At 64.3% G+C, this 17,707-nt stretch carries 17 protein-coding genes; 8 read left to right on the top strand and 9 right to left on the bottom strand.

The genetic code is table 11. The features are described from left to right. Positions 1 to 49 precede the first annotated feature (49 nt). Both QO014_RS08660 and QO014_RS08655 read right to left on the bottom strand, forming a co-directional pair. A complete protein-coding gene (locus QO014_RS08660) occupies positions 50 to 376 on the bottom strand; it encodes a rhodanese-like domain-containing protein (protein WP_266348283.1) in 327 nt (108 codons plus the stop codon). A 4-nt stretch (positions 377 to 380) separates the two neighbouring features. Further along, on the bottom strand, positions 381 to 698 hold the full coding sequence (locus QO014_RS08655) for an ArsR/SmtB family transcription factor (protein ID WP_266348282.1): 318 nt from the start codon (positions 696 to 698) through the stop codon (positions 381 to 383). A 110-nt stretch (positions 699 to 808) separates the two neighbouring features. Here QO014_RS08655 and QO014_RS08650 point away from each other — a divergent pair, with 110 nt between their 5' ends. Beyond that, on the top strand, positions 809 to 1,252 hold the full coding sequence (locus tag QO014_RS08650) for a thioredoxin family protein (protein WP_266348281.1): 444 nt from the start codon (positions 809 to 811) through the stop codon (positions 1,250 to 1,252). Between the two features lie 30 nt (positions 1,253 to 1,282). Continuing rightward, positions 1,283 to 1,486, top strand: coding sequence for a YgaP family membrane protein (locus QO014_RS08645; RefSeq protein WP_266348280.1), 204 nt, complete (start codon positions 1,283 to 1,285; stop codon positions 1,484 to 1,486). Between the two features lie 11 nt (positions 1,487 to 1,497). Here the strand turns inward: QO014_RS08645 and QO014_RS08640 are convergent, their stop codons facing one another. Both QO014_RS08640 and QO014_RS08635 read right to left on the bottom strand, forming a co-directional pair. Next, positions 1,498 to 1,818 carry a plasmid stabilization protein gene (locus QO014_RS08640; protein ID WP_266348279.1) on the bottom strand — a complete coding sequence of 107 codons (321 nt, stop codon included), beginning with the start codon at positions 1,816 to 1,818 and terminating at the stop codon, positions 1,498 to 1,500. A 146-nt stretch (positions 1,819 to 1,964) separates the two neighbouring features. Further along, the gene (locus QO014_RS08635) at positions 1,965 to 2,348 is read right to left on the bottom strand and encodes a hypothetical protein (protein WP_266348278.1); all 384 of its coding nucleotides are present in this window, start codon (positions 2,346 to 2,348) and stop codon (positions 1,965 to 1,967) included. Between QO014_RS08635 and QO014_RS08630 the strand changes: the two genes are divergently transcribed. Together QO014_RS08630 and QO014_RS08625 are read left to right on the top strand one after the other, a co-directional pair. Further along, positions 2,349 to 3,998 (top strand): alpha-amylase family glycosyl hydrolase, encoded by a 1,650-nt coding sequence (locus QO014_RS08630; RefSeq protein ID WP_266348277.1) that lies wholly within the window; start codon positions 2,349 to 2,351, stop codon positions 3,996 to 3,998. Between the two features lie 161 nt (positions 3,999 to 4,159). Further along, a complete protein-coding gene (locus QO014_RS08625; RefSeq protein WP_266348276.1) occupies positions 4,160 to 4,966 on the top strand; it encodes a metallophosphoesterase family protein in 807 nt (268 codons plus the stop codon). On the opposite strand, the gene QO014_RS08620 is transcribed toward QO014_RS08625, so the two are convergent. Both QO014_RS08620 and QO014_RS08615 read right to left on the bottom strand, forming a co-directional pair. After that, positions 4,926 to 5,411 carry a Crp/Fnr family transcriptional regulator gene (locus tag QO014_RS08620; protein WP_266348275.1) on the bottom strand — a complete coding sequence of 162 codons (486 nt, stop codon included), beginning with the start codon at positions 5,409 to 5,411 and terminating at the stop codon, positions 4,926 to 4,928. The two genes, QO014_RS08625 and QO014_RS08620, sit on opposite strands and share 41 nt — an antisense overlap. A 123-nt stretch (positions 5,412 to 5,534) precedes the next feature. Then, positions 5,535 to 6,740: an MFS transporter gene (locus QO014_RS08615; RefSeq protein ID WP_266348274.1), complete on the bottom strand. Its 1,206-nt coding sequence runs from the start codon at positions 6,738 to 6,740 to the stop codon at positions 5,535 to 5,537. Between the two features lie 309 nt (positions 6,741 to 7,049). On the opposite strand from QO014_RS08615, the gene QO014_RS08610 reads away from it, so the two are divergent. The 4 genes from QO014_RS08610 (at position 7,050) to QO014_RS08595 (ending at position 13,111) form a co-directional block, all read left to right on the top strand. Beyond that, complete coding sequence (locus QO014_RS08610; protein ID WP_266348273.1) at positions 7,050 to 7,979, top strand: aldo/keto reductase; 930 nt, start codon at positions 7,050 to 7,052, stop codon at positions 7,977 to 7,979. A 355-nt stretch (positions 7,980 to 8,334) separates the two neighbouring features. Further along, positions 8,335 to 9,627, top strand: a complete 1,293-nt coding sequence (locus tag QO014_RS08605) for an ABC transporter substrate-binding protein (protein ID WP_266348272.1) — start codon at positions 8,335 to 8,337, stop codon at positions 9,625 to 9,627. A gap of 264 nt (positions 9,628 to 9,891) precedes the next feature. Next, positions 9,892 to 11,943 (top strand): beta-galactosidase trimerization domain-containing protein, encoded by a 2,052-nt coding sequence (locus tag QO014_RS08600; protein ID WP_266348271.1) that lies wholly within the window; start codon positions 9,892 to 9,894, stop codon positions 11,941 to 11,943. A gap of 118 nt (positions 11,944 to 12,061) precedes the next feature. After that, complete coding sequence (locus QO014_RS08595) at positions 12,062 to 13,111, top strand: LacI family DNA-binding transcriptional regulator (RefSeq protein WP_266348270.1); 1,050 nt, start codon at positions 12,062 to 12,064, stop codon at positions 13,109 to 13,111. Positions 13,112 to 13,130: 19 nt separating this feature from the next. On the opposite strand, the gene QO014_RS08590 is transcribed toward QO014_RS08595, so the two are convergent. The 3 genes from QO014_RS08590 to QO014_RS08580 form a co-directional block, all read right to left on the bottom strand. Beyond that, positions 13,131 to 15,362, bottom strand: a complete 2,232-nt coding sequence (locus QO014_RS08590) for a glycoside hydrolase family 95 protein (RefSeq protein WP_266348269.1) — start codon at positions 15,360 to 15,362, stop codon at positions 13,131 to 13,133. A gap of 117 nt (positions 15,363 to 15,479) precedes the next feature. Continuing rightward, on the bottom strand, positions 15,480 to 16,586 hold the full coding sequence (locus QO014_RS08585) for a mannitol dehydrogenase family protein (RefSeq protein ID WP_266348268.1): 1,107 nt from the start codon (positions 16,584 to 16,586) through the stop codon (positions 15,480 to 15,482). After that, positions 16,583 to 17,593, bottom strand: a complete 1,011-nt coding sequence (locus QO014_RS08580; protein WP_266348267.1) for a zinc-binding alcohol dehydrogenase family protein — start codon at positions 17,591 to 17,593, stop codon at positions 16,583 to 16,585. Before QO014_RS08580 ends, QO014_RS08585 begins: the two co-directional genes overlap by 4 nt. Between the last annotated feature and the right edge of the window lie 114 nt (positions 17,594 to 17,707).

The raw sequence follows: 17,707 nt of genomic DNA, 5'->3' as shown, positions 1-17,707 counted from the left end.
GGCCCCACTTGAAGGAAAGGTCGCATTGGTTGATTCGGGGCAGGCGGCCTCAGTCGACCGTCGGCAGACCCGCACTCATCCAGGCGCGGATGCCGCCGCGCAAATGGTGGCTATGCGGCAGGCCAGCAGCAAGGCAAGCCGCGACGGCCCTCGCCGAACGGCCTCCCGCGGCGCATTGGAAAACGATCGTGCGCCCGTCGGCATCCGGCAATGCTGCCGGGTCGAAGACCGAGAGGGGCATCAGCACGGCGCCATCAATGTGGACGGCATCGAATTCCGCTTCTTCGCGAACATCGACGAGGAGGACTTCGCCGCTCTCGAGGCGATCGGCAAGCTCGGCCGGCTCGAGTTCGATCAGGGTATTGGCTTGGCTCATGATATTACTCGTTCTGGCCGGAGGCGGCCGGGTTGCAGTCGGTCGGCTGGCAATAGACAGCCCAGAGGGATTCGAGCACGGCGCGGGCCTGTGCGCTCTCAATGCGGTACCAGATGGTCTGGCCATCCCGCCGCGCGGCCACGAGACCATCCTTCCGTAGGAGCGAAAGATGCTGCGAAACGTTGGAATCGCGAACGTCCAGAAAGGCGGCGAGTTCGCCGACGGACCGCTCGCGGTCGATCAGCTGGCACAGGATCAGAAGCCTCTGGCGATTGGAAAGCGCCTTCAGCAGCTCGACCGCAGCGCCCGCCGCGACTTCCATTTGCAAGGGATCAATTCTCATAGTTGCGTATCTACGAATATTTGAATATATAGTCAAGCATGGATTGCGTGGTCGTCAACGGGCTGCGCCTTGAACAAGGAGACAGTGCGATGGGCGATCGCCATCTCGTCTGCGGGGCCTGTGGCCAGAAGAACAGGATCAAGACCGACCGACCGGCGGCCGAGGCGCGCTGTGGCAAGTGCCACGCGCCCCTCTTCGACGGCCATCCGATCGAGGTCGACGAAGCGGGCTTCGAGCGGCATGTCGCGGGTACCGACGGTCTGATTCTCGTCGATGTATGGGCTCCCTGGTGCGGTCCTTGCCGCGTCATGGGTCCCATGTTCGAGCGTGCGGCCGCTGCGCTCCAGCCCGATGTGCGGCTGCTCAAGCTCAATGCCGACCAGGCGCCGAATGTTTCGGCCCGCTTCGGTATACGCGGCATTCCAGCACTCCTGCTCCTGCGCGACGGACGCCTGATCGGCCAGAGCGCAGGCGTCATGGAGACAGCCCGCATCATCGAATGGACGCGGCGGCAAGCCATGGCCGCCGCCTGACGCATCAATGGATCGATCGAGGACAAGACAATGAATATCGATAAGGCCGTGATGGCTTTCGCAGGCTTCGTCAATCTGGTCGGCTTGGTGCTGGCCTATTGGATGAGCCCATATTGGCTCCTCCTGAGCGCCTTTGTCAGCCTCAACCTGATTCAGGCGTCCATCACAGGTTTCTGCCCCGCAGCCATGATATTCCGCCGCCTCGGTCTGCAGGGCGGCAAGGCATTTCCGTAAGGCGGCGAGGCTCAGTGAACGGTGCGGGCTTCAGCGTTACGCTTGCGCGTGGCTGCAGCCTTCCGGGCGGATGCCGAACGGGCCTCCGCGGGGCGCTCGGCAGAGGACTGGCCACCCTTTTCTCCGCCTTTATGAGCGGCGGGATGGCCTGTCGACGTGCCGCGTCCTGAGCCGCCGGGCTTGTTGCCGCCGCCATCGTCTTTGTTGACAGTTGCCCAGGCGCGTCGTTCCGCTTCCTTTTCGGGAACGCCGCGTGCCTCGTAGCCTGTGGCGATATGATCGGCCTTGCGTTCCTGCTTGTCCGTGTATTTCGATTTGTCTCCGCGGGGCATGATTACCTCCTTTTTCTTGCCGGGTGTCCGTGACACGTGCCCGCCGCCCATCTGCGCCTCTCCCTATGTTTCGCTCGACGCGTGTTTCGCAGTCGCGCGCAGCGTGGGTACGCTGTTGACCAATGGGACGAAGCGGGGATCGTTCCTCATCTCCACCTTCCGCACCTCACCGCGTTAGCGATCCTCCTTGTCGTATAGTGTCGCGCCGCGACATTTCGGACGGCCATCAGGATTCGTCGTCCTTCGACGCAACGGCTGGCGCTGGTCGGCATTTCATCGGGCGGGGTGGTCAGCCCGAGGTCGAGATGCGGAAGGAATTTCAAATGTTCGTGGACGATGCGCCCCGTGACGAAGACACGGTCGATCAACGTCAGGCAATTGACCGCCCGATGCGTTTCGGCCCGATGCTCGATTCCGAGGGGGCCGTGTTTCGCCTCTGGGCGCCGAGTGTCGATCATGTGCAACTGATCCTTCGCGACCGCGAACCGATCGACTTGGCGCCCGTGGGAGACGGTTGGTTCGAGCGTCATGTGGCCGGAATCTTGCCCGGCCAGCATTATCGGTTTGCTACAGGCGACCTGGTTTTTGCCGATCCCGCGTCACGCGCGCAGGCTGACGACACGGATGGCTGGAGCGTGCTCGTCGCACCGATGCCAGCGGGCTCGGCCCGGTCGCGCCGTCCCTGGCATGAAGTGATCCTCGCCGAGATCCATGTCGGCACGGCGACGCCCGAAGGGACGTTCGAGGCGCTGGCCGAACGGCTGCCGCATTTTGCCGATGCCGGCTACACCGCCATTGAGCTGATGCCGATCGGTGATTTTCCCGGATCGGGCAATTGGGGGTATGACGGCGTGCTCCCCTTTGCGCCCGAGGCCAGCTACGGCAGCCCGGGCACGCTGCGCGCCCTAGTCGAGCGTGCCCATGCGCTCGGTCTCGCCGTGTTGCTCGACGTCGTCTACAATCATTTCGGGCCGATCGACAATCTTCTGCCCCACTATGCCGCCCCGTTCTTCGATGGCGGCGAGCCGACCCCCTGGGGACCGGCGATCAATCTCGCCCATCCGCTGGTTCGGCGGTTCTTCATCGAGAATGTCGCGATGTGGCTCGGCGAATATGATTTCGACGGGTTGCGTTTCGACGCGGTGCACGAGTTCAGGACCGACGGGGCTGCTGCGTTCAAGTGCGAGATCGCGGAAGCGGCTCGTGCGATCAAACCCGATGCCCTGCTCGTGCTGGAGGATCTTCACTACGAGGCGGGACTGGTGAAGCGCGACGAAGGCGGCGGCGTGCCGCTCTTCAACGCGATCTGGAACGACGATATTCATCATTCGCTGCATGTGCTCGCGACGGAGCAGAATGGTGGCTACTACCGGGCCTTTGCGGAAGAACCGATGCTACGGGCGCGACAGGCGCTCTCCGACGGCGTGCCTGGTCGCAGTGGGGAGACGGCTGGCCAGGATGACGTGGCGCATTTCCCGCCTGAGGCCTTCGTCTCCTTCATCCAGAATCACGACCAGATCGGCAATCAGCCGGATGGACGGCGGCTCGCCGAGGAGCTTGACGCGGAACGACTCGATTTCCTGCATTTCGTCATCATGCTCTCGCCGCAGATCCCGATGTTCTTCATGGGCGAGGAAGCGCATATGCGTTCGGTCTTCCCCTTCTTCGGCGATTTGAAAGGTCATTTGAGCGACGCGATCCGCGAGGGCAGGGCGCGTCAGGCCGCCGAATTCTACGACCATCGACCGGACGATACGCCGCTCCCCGATCCCGTCGCAGAAGAGACCGTGGCGATGGCCAAGCTCGATTGGGATGAGTTCGGACTTCCCGAGCGCCGTGAGGCCATGGCCCGGTTCAAGGAATTGGTGGCGCTTCGCCGCGCCCATGTCTGGCCCGTGACGGCCAGCCGATATCATGGTTCCGAAACCGTCGAGAGCGCGATGAGCCTCGCCATACGCTGGCGTTATGATGACAGGACTCTCGTGCTTGCCATGAACCCGTCGCCCCATCCCGGCGCGCTCGACCTTGTCGCCGGCGCCCCGTTCGCGACGACCGGGCAAGTCGATCCCGTCGAGCATGGCCTCGAGTTCGGCCCATGGTCGGCCGCGATCTGGATCGAACCGGCCGACGGTGTGGCCGAGAATAAGGACAGCGAGACGATTGCGGCGGCGGCTCCGTAGTCGCGCCTGACGCGCGTCGACGTGACGTTATCGGCGTGTATGTCGCCTTGGGCTGAGCAAGACATTCACACGAAATATGCTAGGCTCGGCATAGCTCAGAAACAGGCAATGCCAAGTTCGTCTGGCTCCGTTTTTCTCTGTTCCGCGAGTCGACAACGGAAATGAAATGTCTGATCGTCGCTGATCTGCACTATTCGCTGGCTCAGTACGACTGGGTGCTGAGCATGGCCGAGCGATTCGATGCCGTGATCATCGCCGGCGATCATCTTGATATTTCGTCTGCGGTCGACTGGCGGGCGCAGACCATCGTCATCCGGAAATATCTCGACCTGATCGCGGCGAGGACCCGTCTGATCACCTGCTCGGGCAATCATGATCTCGATTCACGCGATGCTTCGGGCGAGAAGGTGGCTCGTTGGGTGCGCGACTTCAGCCGGCAGGGCATTCCCTCCGACGACACGTCCTTCGTCATGGAGGACGTGCTCTTCACGATCTGTCCATGGTGGGATGGACCCAACGCTCGCGCCCGTGTGGCCGCGCAACTCGCCGCTGATGCACTGAAGCCCAAGACGCGCTGGTTCTGGCTGCATCATGCCCCGCCGGACAAATCGCCCACGAGTTGGACGGGGCAGCGCTATTTCGGCGATGTGGAGCTTGCCGAATGGATCGCGCAATATTCTCCAGACATCGTGTTCTCCGGCCATGTGCACCAGTCGCCCTTCGCGCGCGATGGCTCATGGGTCGATCGCATCAACACCACCTGGGTCTTCAATGCCGGCCACACCTTTGGCGCACCGCCACCGCACATCGTGCTCGATACCGTCAACAATGAGGCCGTCTGGCTGTCCGCGGCAGGCGTGCAAGCCGTCAGGCTCGACCAGCCGCTCGAACGGCCGGTCCCCCAACTGACCACCCTGCCGGCCTGGCTCACATCCCCGGATCGGGTTGGCGATCAGAGCCCGGCGTGAACGCCGTCTCCTGATGGTGCAGCAGGCTGGCGAGCACGTCGCTGACCATGCTGAGATGGTTGCCGTGGCTCTCGAACTGGCGCTTGAGATCGACGAGGTAGCTCGTGGCTGCGTTGAGCCGCTGTGCCAGGAGACGGGCGACCACCAGTGCCGTCTCTGGGTCATCGCGCAGGAATTTTGCGGCATCGTCGAAGGCGTAGAGGCTGGATGGTACAACCGTGCGGACCGTTGCGGTGTGGGGCACATCGAGCAAAACCGACATCTCCCCGAAGATCGCACCCGGCTCACTGATCAGCATGACCTGGGTCTCGCCGCGCACGACTTCGATCATGCCGTCGGCGAGCACATAAAGGCGGCCGGAGGTTACGCCCTCGGTCAATAGTTCGCGACCTGCCGGAACATCGATCCGGCGCGTTTCGTCATATCGAGCCAGCACGTCCAGCATGTTCTTTCCTCATCCTGGGGATTCCGCGCCATCCATTGTGCGAAGCACAACTATCGCACTTGCAGCAGGCGAACGCGACAGCGATCTGACGCGACGGGCGCGCTGCCCCAGAGGTGTGCCCGGCTATGCGACCTCGGGTCGGCTGCCGGGCCGTGCTGGGAAGGCGAACGCGATGGCGACTGCGCCGAGGCCCACGATCGACGAGCCGATGAAGAGCCAGGCATAGTCGTTGAACGTGTCGAATACCCAGCCGCCGGCCCACGGGCCAAGCGCCATCCCAACGCTCGACAGCAGGGTCGCTGCACCCAGAACGGCGCCCAGATTTCTTTGGCCGAAATAGTCGCGCGCCAGCACGGCATAAAGAGGCATCACGCCGCCATAGGCCGCGCCGAAAATGGTCGCAAGCAGATAGAACTGGCTGAGCTCGCCGATGAAGCGATAGGCCAGGATCACCAGCGCCTGAGCCAGCAGGCCGGCGATCAGAACCGGCTTAACGCCGAGCCGATCGGCGGCGACGCCGAGAAGAAGGCGCCCGCCCAGCCCGGCAAGTCCCTCGACGCTATAAATGCTGACGGCCGCCATGGGCGATACGCCGCAGACGATTGCATAGCTCACCATGTGGAAGATCGGGCCGGAATGGGCCGCGCAGCAGGCGAAGAAGGTCAGGCCCAACACCCAGAACTGAGGTGAACGGATCGCCGCCGCAGTCGACATGCCCTTGGCGTCGGCGGCAGGCCCGGTCATGCTGTGTGTGTTGGCAAGAGCAGCGGGCGGGCGCCGAACGACAAGCGCCGTTGGCAGCATGATCACCCAAGCGCCGATGCCGATTGCCAGCATGGCGAAGCGCCAGTCATAGGTCGTGATCAACCAGCGTGCGAAGGGCGAGATCGTCATGGGCGCCATGCCCATGCCGGCGGAGACAAGCGAGACGGCCAGGCTTCGGTTGGTATCGAACCACCCCGTCACCGCCGAGACCATCGGAGCGAAGAAGGCGCTCGCGGCGAGGCCGACCAGGATGCCGAAAATCAGCTGGAATGCGAGGAGGGAGGTAACACGGCTCGCGAGAACCAAGGCAAGGCCGAGCAGCACGGCTCCGATCAGCACGACAATGCGCGGGCCAAAGCGGTCGCTCGCTGCACCCCAGCCGATCCCGGCCACACCCGTGACAAGAAAGTTCAGCGTCATTGCACTCGATATGCCCGCCCGGGACCAGCCGGTATTGGCTGACATCGGGTCGAGGAAGACAGCCAGCGAAAACATCGCGCCGATCGCGACGCAGCCCATCAGGGCGCCGGCCCCGACCATGACCCAACGATAGGAAAGACCCATCTCGCTCACTCCCCAATTTGCGGATCAAGCCGTGGACGTGACGCGGCTTCATACCCAGAAAGACGAACGGACAAATCAGAACGCGACAGCGCGGCCAGGATTTTTCGCACGCATTGACCGAGCTGCATTCACAAGCGGCTGAGGCCTCCTCCGCGCACCGCCAGCGGGCGATGACGCAAAAGATACTGGAGATCGTGCGCTGGGGGGCCTATCAGCGCCTCTAGCGAGCCGATTCAGCCAACGCAGCTCTGGTCGCGACTTCCCCCTGTCGCCAGTCGATCATCAACGATCCAACGACGAGAATACATCATGCATACAATCAAGATCGCCAATTCCGACATGCTGGCGTCGCGGATCATATTGGGTTTGATGCGGATTTCGAAGCTCGAGGATCGCGCGATCCGTTCGCTCTATGAGGCGGCGCGCGCCGCCGGCGTCACGATCTTCGACCACGCCGATATCTATGGCGGTGCGCCGCATGAATGCGAAAGGCGGTTCGGGGAGGCTGTCAGCCTCACGAGCGCCGAACGCGCAGATATCATCGTGCAGAGCAAGGTCGGTATCCGGCCCGGCTATTTCGATTTTTCGAGCGAGCACATCCTGCAGACGGTCGATCGGTCGCTGGCCGCCTTGCGAACCGACTATCTGGATGTCCTGCTACTGCATCGGCCTGACGCCCTGGTCGAGCCGGAGGAGGTCGCCGGCGCGTTCGATGCCTTGCATGCCGCCGGGAAGGTGCGCCATTTCGGCGTGTCGAACCACACGCCAGGACAGATCGACCTGCTCAAGACGGCGGTCAAGCAGCCTCTGGTCATCAATCAGATCCAGCTCAGCATCACCCACGCGCCGACGATCGCGTCCGGCGTCGCTGCCAACATGGCCGATCTCGATCAATCGATCGATCGGGACAATGAGATCATCAACTACGCCCGCATCAACGGCATCACCTTGCAGGCCTGGTCGCCGTTCCAGAAGCGTTTCTTCGACGGCGTCTTCCTGGGCGACCATGAGAACTATCCGGAGCTCAATCACCAGCTCGAGCTGATGGCTTCCAAATACGCCGTCACGCCGGCCGCAATCGCCGTGGCCTGGATCGCGAGGCATCCTGCCAATATCCAGATCGTGCTCGGCACCACCAATCCGAATCGTCTCGCAGAAAGCGCCGCCGGCGCCGATATCGTGCTGGACCGGCAGGAGTGGTACCGCCTCTTTACGGCTGCCGGATACACGCTGCCGTAATGTCTTCATGAGCCTGGCGCCTTTCCTCGTCCGTTCAGGGCGAACCGGGCGTCTGTACCGCTAAGCCGAGCTTTGATCGCGGACGGGACACTGTCCGCGACGGCGCCCGCATGCGCCCGCACGATCGCGCTGGCGCTTCGATGATGCTCCTCGCAAGCCGACGCCCATCATCCATCTCGCCTGAAACTCGGACGCATCGGGCTCTCCGAGTCGCACCCGCGCTTCCCTTGCCCGCACATGATCGCTTGAACGAAATTGAGTCGGGACTTTTCAATCGGCAAGTTAGTTGATATCGTTTCATTATGAGGGTGTGAGGAGGAAGAAGCACTCTCGACAGCTTCAAGGAGGAGCGACCATGAGGATTACGAAACCCGCGATCGGGCGGAATGCTGCTGCATGGATGGCCGGATTGCTGGTCACGGCAGCGTTCGGGCCGCTCGCGCATGCCCAGGACGTCAGCGGCGAGCTGGTGTTTCTGAACTGGGAGACCGGCTCGCAGTTCCAGGTCCTGCAGGATCTCGAGGACGCGTTCACGGCCAAGAACCCGGGCGTCAAGTTCCGCAACATCAACCTGACCGTTTCTGGCGATCAGCGCGGCGCGATCCGCACCGCCCTGATCGGCGGCCAGAAGGCGGACCTCTTGACCAACACCTGGCCTGCCTTCCGCAAGGAACTGGCCGATGCCGGCATGCTGCGTCCGCTCGACCAGCAGTGGGACGCCGGCAAGTGGGGCGACAATATCCCCGATAGCTGGCGCAAGCTCGGTCAGATCGATGGCGTGACCTATGGTGTCACCTATACGTTCGGCGATCGCAGCGGCATCTTCTACCGGCCGGATACGCTGAAGAAGGCTGGCATCGACGCGGCGCCGAAGGATTGGGACGAGTTCAAGGCGAGTTTCGCGAAGCTGAATGGCATCGGCGTGACGCCGATCGCGGTTCCCGCCAAGGTCTGGGCGCAGACGGAGTGGTTTGAAAACCTGCTGCTGCGCACGGCCGGCGCCGAGGCGGCCGCGAAGCTGGCCCGTCACGAGATCCCGTGGACCGATCCGATCGTCAAGACGACGCTGCAGAAATATGCCGAGCTCCTGAAGGCGAATTGCTGTGGCGATCCCACGGTCATGCTGGCGACCGATTGGGACAATGCGGCCAACAACGTCCTCAGAGCATCGACTGCCGGCTATGAGCTGATCGGCATGTGGGTGAACGGGATGGCGAAGTCCGACTACGCGCTCAAGGAAGGTGTCGACTACTCGCTCTTCCAGTTCCCGACCATGGGCGCCGGACATGACGACGTGTCGAGCGTCGACTCCAAGGAGTTCGTCGGGCTGAGCTCGGGCGACAATCCCGCCGCGGCCGACGCGTTCCTCGCCTTCCTCGGAACGGCGGAAGCTGCCAATATCGTCGCCAAGCATGGTCTCGCCTCGCCGAGCAACAAGGTCGATGCGAGCCTCTACGGCCCGGTGACGAAGATCGCCGTCGACAATGTCGCGAAGTCGAAGGTTCAGTTCGTGCTGGGCGACCTGCTGCCGGGCGACCTGGTCGATGAATATCGCGTCCAGCTGCAGAAGTTCCTGCAGAACCCGACCGATGCGACGATCGACTCCGTGATGACCACGCTCGAGGCCAAGGCCGTCACGCTGTACTGAGCCAACTGACCTGCCCGGACCGAAGGCGACATGCTTCCCTCCCGGCATGTCGGTCGGTGCGAGCGCCGGGCGGCCAGCCAACCCTGGCCGCCCGGGCAATCTATCCTCTCCGGTCGATCCCTGATGCCAGCCCGGCTGGGCCTTCGATCGCGATGATCCGCCACCCTTGGCCGTCCGACGTCGGCGTATGACGTCCTCACCTTATCCTAGGGCCGGAGTGCGGAAGCGCCCCGGAACCCAGGAATGATCTCCCAAGGAACCAAGATGTCCGAGACGAAATTCAAGCCGCTGCGCTATCGCCAGATCCACCTGGACTTCCATACGTCGGAGCATATTCCGGATGTCGGCGCTGCGTTCGACGCTGAGGACTTCGTCGCGACCCTGAAGGCGGCGCATGTCGACTCGATCACCGTGTTTGCCAAGTGCCATCACGGCTGGTCTTACTATCCGACGAAGGTTGGCAAGCCGCACCCCAATCTGGCGCGCCCGGACCTGATGGGCGAGATGATCAGCGCCTGCGCGGCAGCGGACATCGAGACGCCCGTCTATATCTCCGTCCAGTGGGACGAGCTGTCGGCGCGCGAGCATCCGGAATGGCGCGTCATGAGCGCTACGAACCAGTTCTCGCGGGCGCTCGCGAACGACCCGTCGAGCCTCAAGCAGCTGAGCCCGGCCTGGCACACCATCTGCCTTAACCATCAGGGTGCGCGCGACTATATCCTCGACCAGGCTCGTGAAGTCGCCTCGAACTACAAGACCCAGGGCCTCTTCTTCGACATCGTCCTGACGCCCGATTGCGTCTGTTCGGCCTGCATCGACCGGATGATCGCCGAAGGCCTCGACCCCGAGAACCCCGCCGACCGGCTCAAGAACGACGAAGCCGTGAACGAGGAGTTCCGGCGCTATATTTCGGACGCACTGTTCGCGGAATATCCGGAGCAGCGCGTGTTCTATAATTGCGGCCACATCCACAAGATGGGACGGCATCGCTTCGATACCTATTCGCATCTGGAGCTCGAAAGCCTGCCGACCGGCGGCTGGGGCTATGATCATTTCCCGTCGAGCGCCCGCTATGCGGCGACGCTCGGCTTCGATTTCCTCGGGCAGACCGGCAAGTTCCATACCGCCTGGGGCGAATTTGGCGGCTTCAAGCATGCCGAGGCGCTTACCTATGAGGCGGCGCAGATGGTGGCGCTCGGGGCGAAGTGCCTTGTCGGCGACCAGCTGCATCCGAACGGCGCCATCAACCACGACACCTATCGCTCGATCGCGCCGGCCTATGAGCGGATCGAGCGGCTGGAGCCGTTCCTGAAGGGCGCGCGCCAGGTCTCTGAAGTGGCGATCCTTGCGGCCGAGTACTTCCATCCGAATGGCGACCGCAATAATGCGAGCGATGACGGCGCCGCGCAGATGCTGCAGGAGCTGAAGCTGCCCTTCGACGTGATCGATGGAACAGCCTCGTTCGAGCCCTACCGGCTGGTGATCCTGCCCGACACGATTCCGATCGATGCGGCGCTTGCCGCGCGCCTGAAGAGCTATGTCGCGGCGGGCGGACGGCTGCTCCTTTCCGGCCAGTCGGGCATTGGCGCGGATGGCTTTGCCCTCGATCTCGGCCTCGAAGCGGCCAACGGGCTGGTTGAATTCACGCCATCCTACCTCCGCGCCGATCCCGACGCGCTCGACGCCAGCCTGCCGCACTCGCCCTTCGTGATGTATGGGACCGGACAGGCGATCGTCAGCGGGGCGGCGACAGTGCTCGCCTCGGTGGTTCCGTCCTATTTCAACCGCAACTATCGCCACTTCTGTTCGCACCAGCATACGCCGGACGATCCGGCCGCGGGCACGATCGGAGCGGGCGTCACGGAATATCAGGGCATTGGTTATGTCGCGTTCCCGATCTTCCAGATGTACCACGCCTACGGACAGCCGCTTTACAAGTACATCATCCGCGGCCTGATCCGTCGCCTGATGCCGGACCCGGTCCTCGTGACCGACCTGCCGTCGGCCGCGCGCGCGACGCTGACGCGCCAGGAAGCCGAAGGCCGTCACGTGCTTCACCTGCTCTATGGCGCGCCGCAGGTGCGCGGCAAGGGCGTGCCGACCGAGGCCGGCCCGACGCGCGTGCTCGAGATGATCGAGGACGTCCCGGCAATCGGTCCGGTGACGGCAAAGGTCCGGCTCGGAAGCCGTCCTTCGCGCATCTTTGACGCCCTGACGGGCGCCGATGTCGACTGGCAGATGCTGCAGGATGGACGCGTGGAAGTGACGCTGCCGCGCCTCCACATCCACAGCGCCCTCGTGCTCGAAGGCGTCTAGCCAATCCTCGCGGGGCGCCGGCTCATGGCCGGTGCCCCGTGACGCTTGGATCGATCGGTGCGATCAGCTAGGAAGCGGCAGCATTCCTGCAACCGCAGGAATGAGAGCATGATGCACGATGTCCGACGAAGACCTGCCACAGAACGGGACCAGGCGAAGAGCCGCCACGATCGCTGACGTCGCGGAGGCGGCGGGCGTCGCCATCGGCACGGTCTCCCGCTTCCTGAACGGGCGCGAGATTCGCCGCGGAAATCGCGAGCAGATCGAGGCCGCGATCGAGAAGCTCTCCTATCGCCGCAATGCGGTTGCCGCGGCGATGAAGACCGACAAGACGCATATGATCGGTCTGCTGATCCCGACCTTCGACGAGTTCCACTCCGACATGGTGGAGCATCTCGCCAGGCTGCTGCGCACGTCCGGGCGTGCGCTGGTCATCTATTGCCACAGCCATGATGCGCGGGTGATCAACGACGCGCTCGATTTCTTCGACGCGCAGCGTGTCGATGCCCTGATCATGGACGGTGTGGCGGAGGTGCGGGCGCGGCTCGAGCAGATGACCGCCGACGGCGTCCCGATCGTGTTCTACAATAACGATATTCCGGGCATCGCCGCCGATCGCGTAATGGTCGAGAACAGCAGCGCGAGCTATCGGGCCGTCAGCCATCTGCTTGACCTCAGGCACGAACGCGTCGCCATCATTGCGGGCGCGCAGTATGATTCTTCGGGTCGCCAGCGTCTCGAAGGCTATGAGGCGGCCTTGCACGACCGGGGCATCCCGATCGACCCCGCCTATGTCGTCGAGGGCACATGGCGCCCGGATAGCGGCTATGACGCGGCGCGACAGTTGATGCAGCTGGACAAGCCGCCGACGGCGGTCTTCGTCTCGAACTACGGAATGACCATCGGCGTGCTGGAGTGGATGAGGGATAACGGGCTGCGCGTGCCCGACGATCTCTCGCTCGTCAGCTTCGACGATGTCGCGCTGTTTCGCCTGCGCGAGCCGGCGATCACGGCAATCTCCCAACCGATTGCCGCGATTGCTGAATCGATCGCGACACTGATCGTGTCGCGGCTCGATCCCGGCAAGTCGCGGCCGTTGCGATCGGTCGTGCTCAAATGCGACGTCATCCTGCGCGGCTCGACGCGCCGCTGGTCGCCGGCAGATTGAGGCGCCGGCCAGTCGCGCCTCAACCCATGTGAATGGTCCGCCTCTCGCCGGCGGATAGTTCGACCGGCAGGCTCTTGTCGGCAAACTGCACCACGAGGCGCTGCGGGAAGCGGGCCTCGATCACGATCTCGGTCGGCACACCGGCGCGCCAGCTCAGGTCGAGCGACAATCCGCCCCGCGCCCTGACTCCGGCAACGCGCCCGTCCCGCCATTGGGGTGGCAGTGCCGGCAATAGCAGCAGTTCGCCCGGTCTGGATTGCACGAGCATCTCCAGAATGCCGGTCGCTCCGCCGAAATTGCCGTCGATCTGGAATGGCGGATGGGCATCGAAGAGGTTCGGATAGGTCCGCTCGGGATGAAGCAGCATGGCGAGCACGTCATAGGCATGTGCGCCATCTCGCAGGCGGCACCAGAGATTGATGCGCCAGCCAATGCCCCAGCCGGTGGCGTCATCGCCGCGAATCTCGAGCGAGCGCTGAGCCGCCGCGGCGAGTTCCGGCGTCGTGTCGGGGTCGATCTGCCAGCTCGGATAGAGCGCGTAGAGGTGGGAGACATGCCGATGATGGATCTCTGGCGCGGCGAGATCCCAGTCTTCGAGCCATTCCTGAAGCTGGCCGGCAGCGCCGATGCGGTCGGGCGACAGGCGCGGCAATGTCTGCGCGAGCGTGGCACTGAACGGCGCATCGATACCGAGCTGCTCCGCCGTCGCGATGGTGCGCTCAAAGAGGTCGCGGGCGATCTGGCGGTCCATCGCCGGTCCGGCGCAGACCGTCGCGCCAAAGGGGTGCACATTTTCGGGTGAGACGGACGGCGATGTCACCAGTAAGTCCGTGCCCGGCAGGGGAACGAGCACGGCGAGCAGGAATTCGGCGGCCCCCTTCATCAGCGGATAGATCCGCCGCAGCAAGGCCTCATCGCCGGAATAGTCAGCGTGATCGTGCAGTTGCACGCAGAGCCAGGCGCCGCCCATCGGCCAGAGGCCCCATTGGGCGCCGTCGATCGGGCCGGTAGCGCGCCAGAGATCGGTGTTATGGTGCAGGACCCAGCCGGGGGCGTCGTAATGGGCGCGCGCCATCGTCGCGCCGGTGATGGCGAGATCCTCGACCATGGCGACCAGCGGCTCGAAGCACTCGGCCAGATTGGCGGGGTCCGGCAGCCAGTAGTTCATCTGCAGATTGATGTTGGCGGTATATTTGCTGTCCCAGGGCGGACGGACTTCCTCGTTCCAGAGGCCCTGCAGATTGGCCGGTTGGGTGCCCGGCCGGGACGAGGCGATCATCAGATAGCGGCCATATTGCAGGTAGAGCGCGGCGAGAGCCGGATCGTCGCCCTCGGCGAACAGGGCCACCCGCTCATCTGTCGGCCGTTCGGCCGCGGCGGTGGTGCCGAGGTCGATCGCGAGTGTGTCGAACAGCCGCCGGTGCTCCGTCTCATGGGCCGCGACAAGATCCGCCCAGGACAGGCCGCGACAGGCATCGAGGCCAGCATCGACACGCGCTATCGGATCGGCGCCGACTTCGTCGAAGCGCAGGAAGCTCGTCGCGGCATTGATCAGGATGACGGCCTCGGTGGCAGCCGCGACGCGAACCTCTTCCAGCGTTGTGTTGATGTTGCCATTCGTGGTCAACACCGTTGCCTTGAACGCAAATTCGAGCGCTCCGGAAATGCCATGCGCATCAGGCCCCTTTCCCCGGAGGCCGTTCCAGTCGGGACCCGGGGTCATGGCCGCGCCGGACTGCGGGCTGGTCAGGTTCAACCGAAAGGTGAGCGCTCCAGGTCGATCGGCCGTCAGCCGCATGATGATGATGTCGGAGGCAGCCGAGGCGATGATCTCGCGCGTGAAGCCGACACCGCCCGAGCGGTAGCTTGTGGTGACGATGGCCCGGTCGAGGGACAGGCTGCGACGGTAGTCCTCGATCGGACCCACATGCTCAAAGGCGATACGGACATCGCCCACCGGCTGATACGACATTTGCACGTGCGGCTTCGCCATCAGGAAGCGGTTGGCGAGGGCCTCCGCTTCGGCATAGCGGCCGGCAAAGATCAGCGCACGAACTTCGGGGAGGTATTTGAGGGCATCGGGATTGACCGGCTGGTAGGGGCCGCCGGACCAGAACGTGCTCTCATTGAGCTGGATCCGCTCTTCGGGGTATCCGCCGAACACCATGGCGCCGAGGCGGCCATTGCCGATCGGCAGGGCCTCGGTCCAGAGCGCTGCCGGACGTGGATACCAAAGCTCCAAAGCGGTCATCTGCTGTTCCTCTCCATGACGAGAGAAGCTTGCAGGCGGACGACGCAAAGGTCAACAAAGTTGATATCGATATCAACTGAGTTTGAGCGCCGTCCCGGCCGTTTCCGGCCGTGGCGGTCAGCCGCCGAGGCCCGGGAAGATCGCCGCGAGCCGGGGAAAGCCGACATCGGGCCGCACGCGCCGCGCCCAGCGCACCAGACCGCCGGCCCGTCGGTCGATCTTGGCCGCATGGTTCTGCCCGATATCGGCAAGACGATGATCGAGAAACGGATTGCCGAACCGGTCGAGACAGATGCGCCAATAGTCGCTCGCCTCGGCCTGCCTGTCGCCGAAGGCCGGAACCACCTCGCCGATCATGATCTCGTCGAGCCAGCCGCGCACCGTCGGATCGGCGATCATCGCGCGGACCGTTTCGTCGGCCGCCCGGCCGCTCTCGCGCCAGCGCTCCGCCATCAGCGTGTGGCCGAGATTGAGCAGGAACAGCTTGCGCTTCTCGATGAAGTCGAGATCGTCGACCAGTTGGATATCGGCGTGGGAGCAGGGCGGCACCAGCCCGTCCGTCCGCTCGATCGCCCAGAGCGCATAGGGTTCGGCCACGGCGCCGATCGGTTCGATCGGCTCCGAGACGATGCGATCGACCAGCGAGTTCGCCCAGATGCATGCGGTCTCGATCCAGGCGCGGAAGTCGGCGGATGGCGATGCCGCGCCGGCGAGCGTCAGCACGAGCGCGCGCAGCCTGTCGCCGTTACGCTCGACGAGTTCGCACGGCATGATGGTGAGGCCGGGCCTGCCGGCACGGAACCGTTCATAGAGCAGGCTGGTCAGCAGTTCGGGAAAGGTCGTCCATCCGGCCGGTGTCGAATCGGGCTTTTCGGGGACGTCGAAGCCGCGGTCGCCGGTATTGGAGATGACGTAATCGGCATGGTCGACGAAAAGGGTCCGCAACCGCTCCCAATCCGCCCGCGCCGAAAGGCCGTCGGTCACGGCCGTGACGCGACGGTCGACATCGACGGGACGGCCATTCACCAGACCGCGAATCCTGACCGGGTAGGCCGCTTGCGTTCGGAATGCCTTGACGCGCGCCTGTGACGCCGGCGAGCCGGTGGTCTCCACGATGCAGACCGAGCCGACGGCTTCGCCCGCCGCCGCCTCCGAGAGCATCAGGTCGACATGGGCCTGGAGAAACCGGCTCGTGCCGAACTGGATGATCGTCGGCGCGGTCATCCCGCCACGCTCACCATCGCCTTGATCACCTGGCTGCGGTCAGCCGCCCAGGCGGCGATGCTCTCGGGCAAGCCTTCGAGCGTCGTCGTATGCGTGATCAGCTTGCGATAGTCGATCGCGCCGCTCGCCAGCGCCGAGACCACGGCGCTGAAATCCTCCGACGTCGCGTTGCGGCTGCCGAGGAGGCTCATCTCGCGCTTGTGAAACTCGGCATCGTTGAAAATGATGTCGTCGGGCACCACGCCGACGAGCACCATGGTGCCGCCATGGGCGACATAGCGAAAGCTCGCCTGCATGGCGCGCACGCTGCCGGTGGCGTCGAAGACGACGTCGAATCCGTCGCCCTGCGTCGCCTGCATCAGCGCCTCGGGACCCTCGGCCACGGTGTGGATGCCGTCGAAGCCGAAGCGGTCGGCGACCATGGCGAGCCGCTCCGCGCTGGCATCGAGGAGGTGTACCTCCGCGCCGCGCAGCCGGGCAAAGAGGGCGGCGCCGAGTCCGATCGGGCCGGCGCCGACGACGAGGGCGCGATCGGCCGCGCCGATGCCCGACCGGCGCACGGCATGCGCCCCGATCGCCAGGAACTCGACCGTCGCGGCCTCGGCCTGCTCTAGCCCGTCGGCGGCGATGAGGTTCTGCGCGGGCACGTTGATGCGCTCGCAGAGGCCGCCATCGCGGTGCACGCCGAGGACGCCGATCTGCATGCAGCAATTCGGCTTGCCCCTCAGGCAGGCGTGGCACTGGCCGCAGGCGATGTAGGGGTTGACGATGATGCGCGCGCCCTTCTGCCAGCCGGCCGCATCGGCGGCGACCACGCCGCTCAGCTCATGGCCGATGACCCGGGGATAGTTGAGATAGGGGTGCTTGCCTTCGAAGATGTGATAGTCGGTGCCGCAAATGCCGACATGGGTGATGTCGATCGCGACCCAGCCCGGCTCGGGTGCTGCCGGCTCGGGCCGGTGGACCAGTTCGATCGAACCCGGTTGCTGAACCACAATTGCGCGCATGCTGCCTCGCTCTAGATCGGCGGCCAGCGGCCGCGGCGCCAGGCGCGCTCCAACCAGCCGCCTCGCTCATTGCTTTGGCCGAAAGAACAGCGAGCTCTGCGCCGCTGTCAAATG

Source organism: Kaistia dalseonensis, assembly GCF_030814715.1.
Classification (GTDB): Bacteria; Pseudomonadota; Alphaproteobacteria; order Rhizobiales; family Kaistiaceae; genus Kaistia; species Kaistia dalseonensis.
The sequence above is the reverse complement of the archived record's forward strand: the minus strand, read 5'-3'. Positions and strand labels throughout refer to the sequence as shown.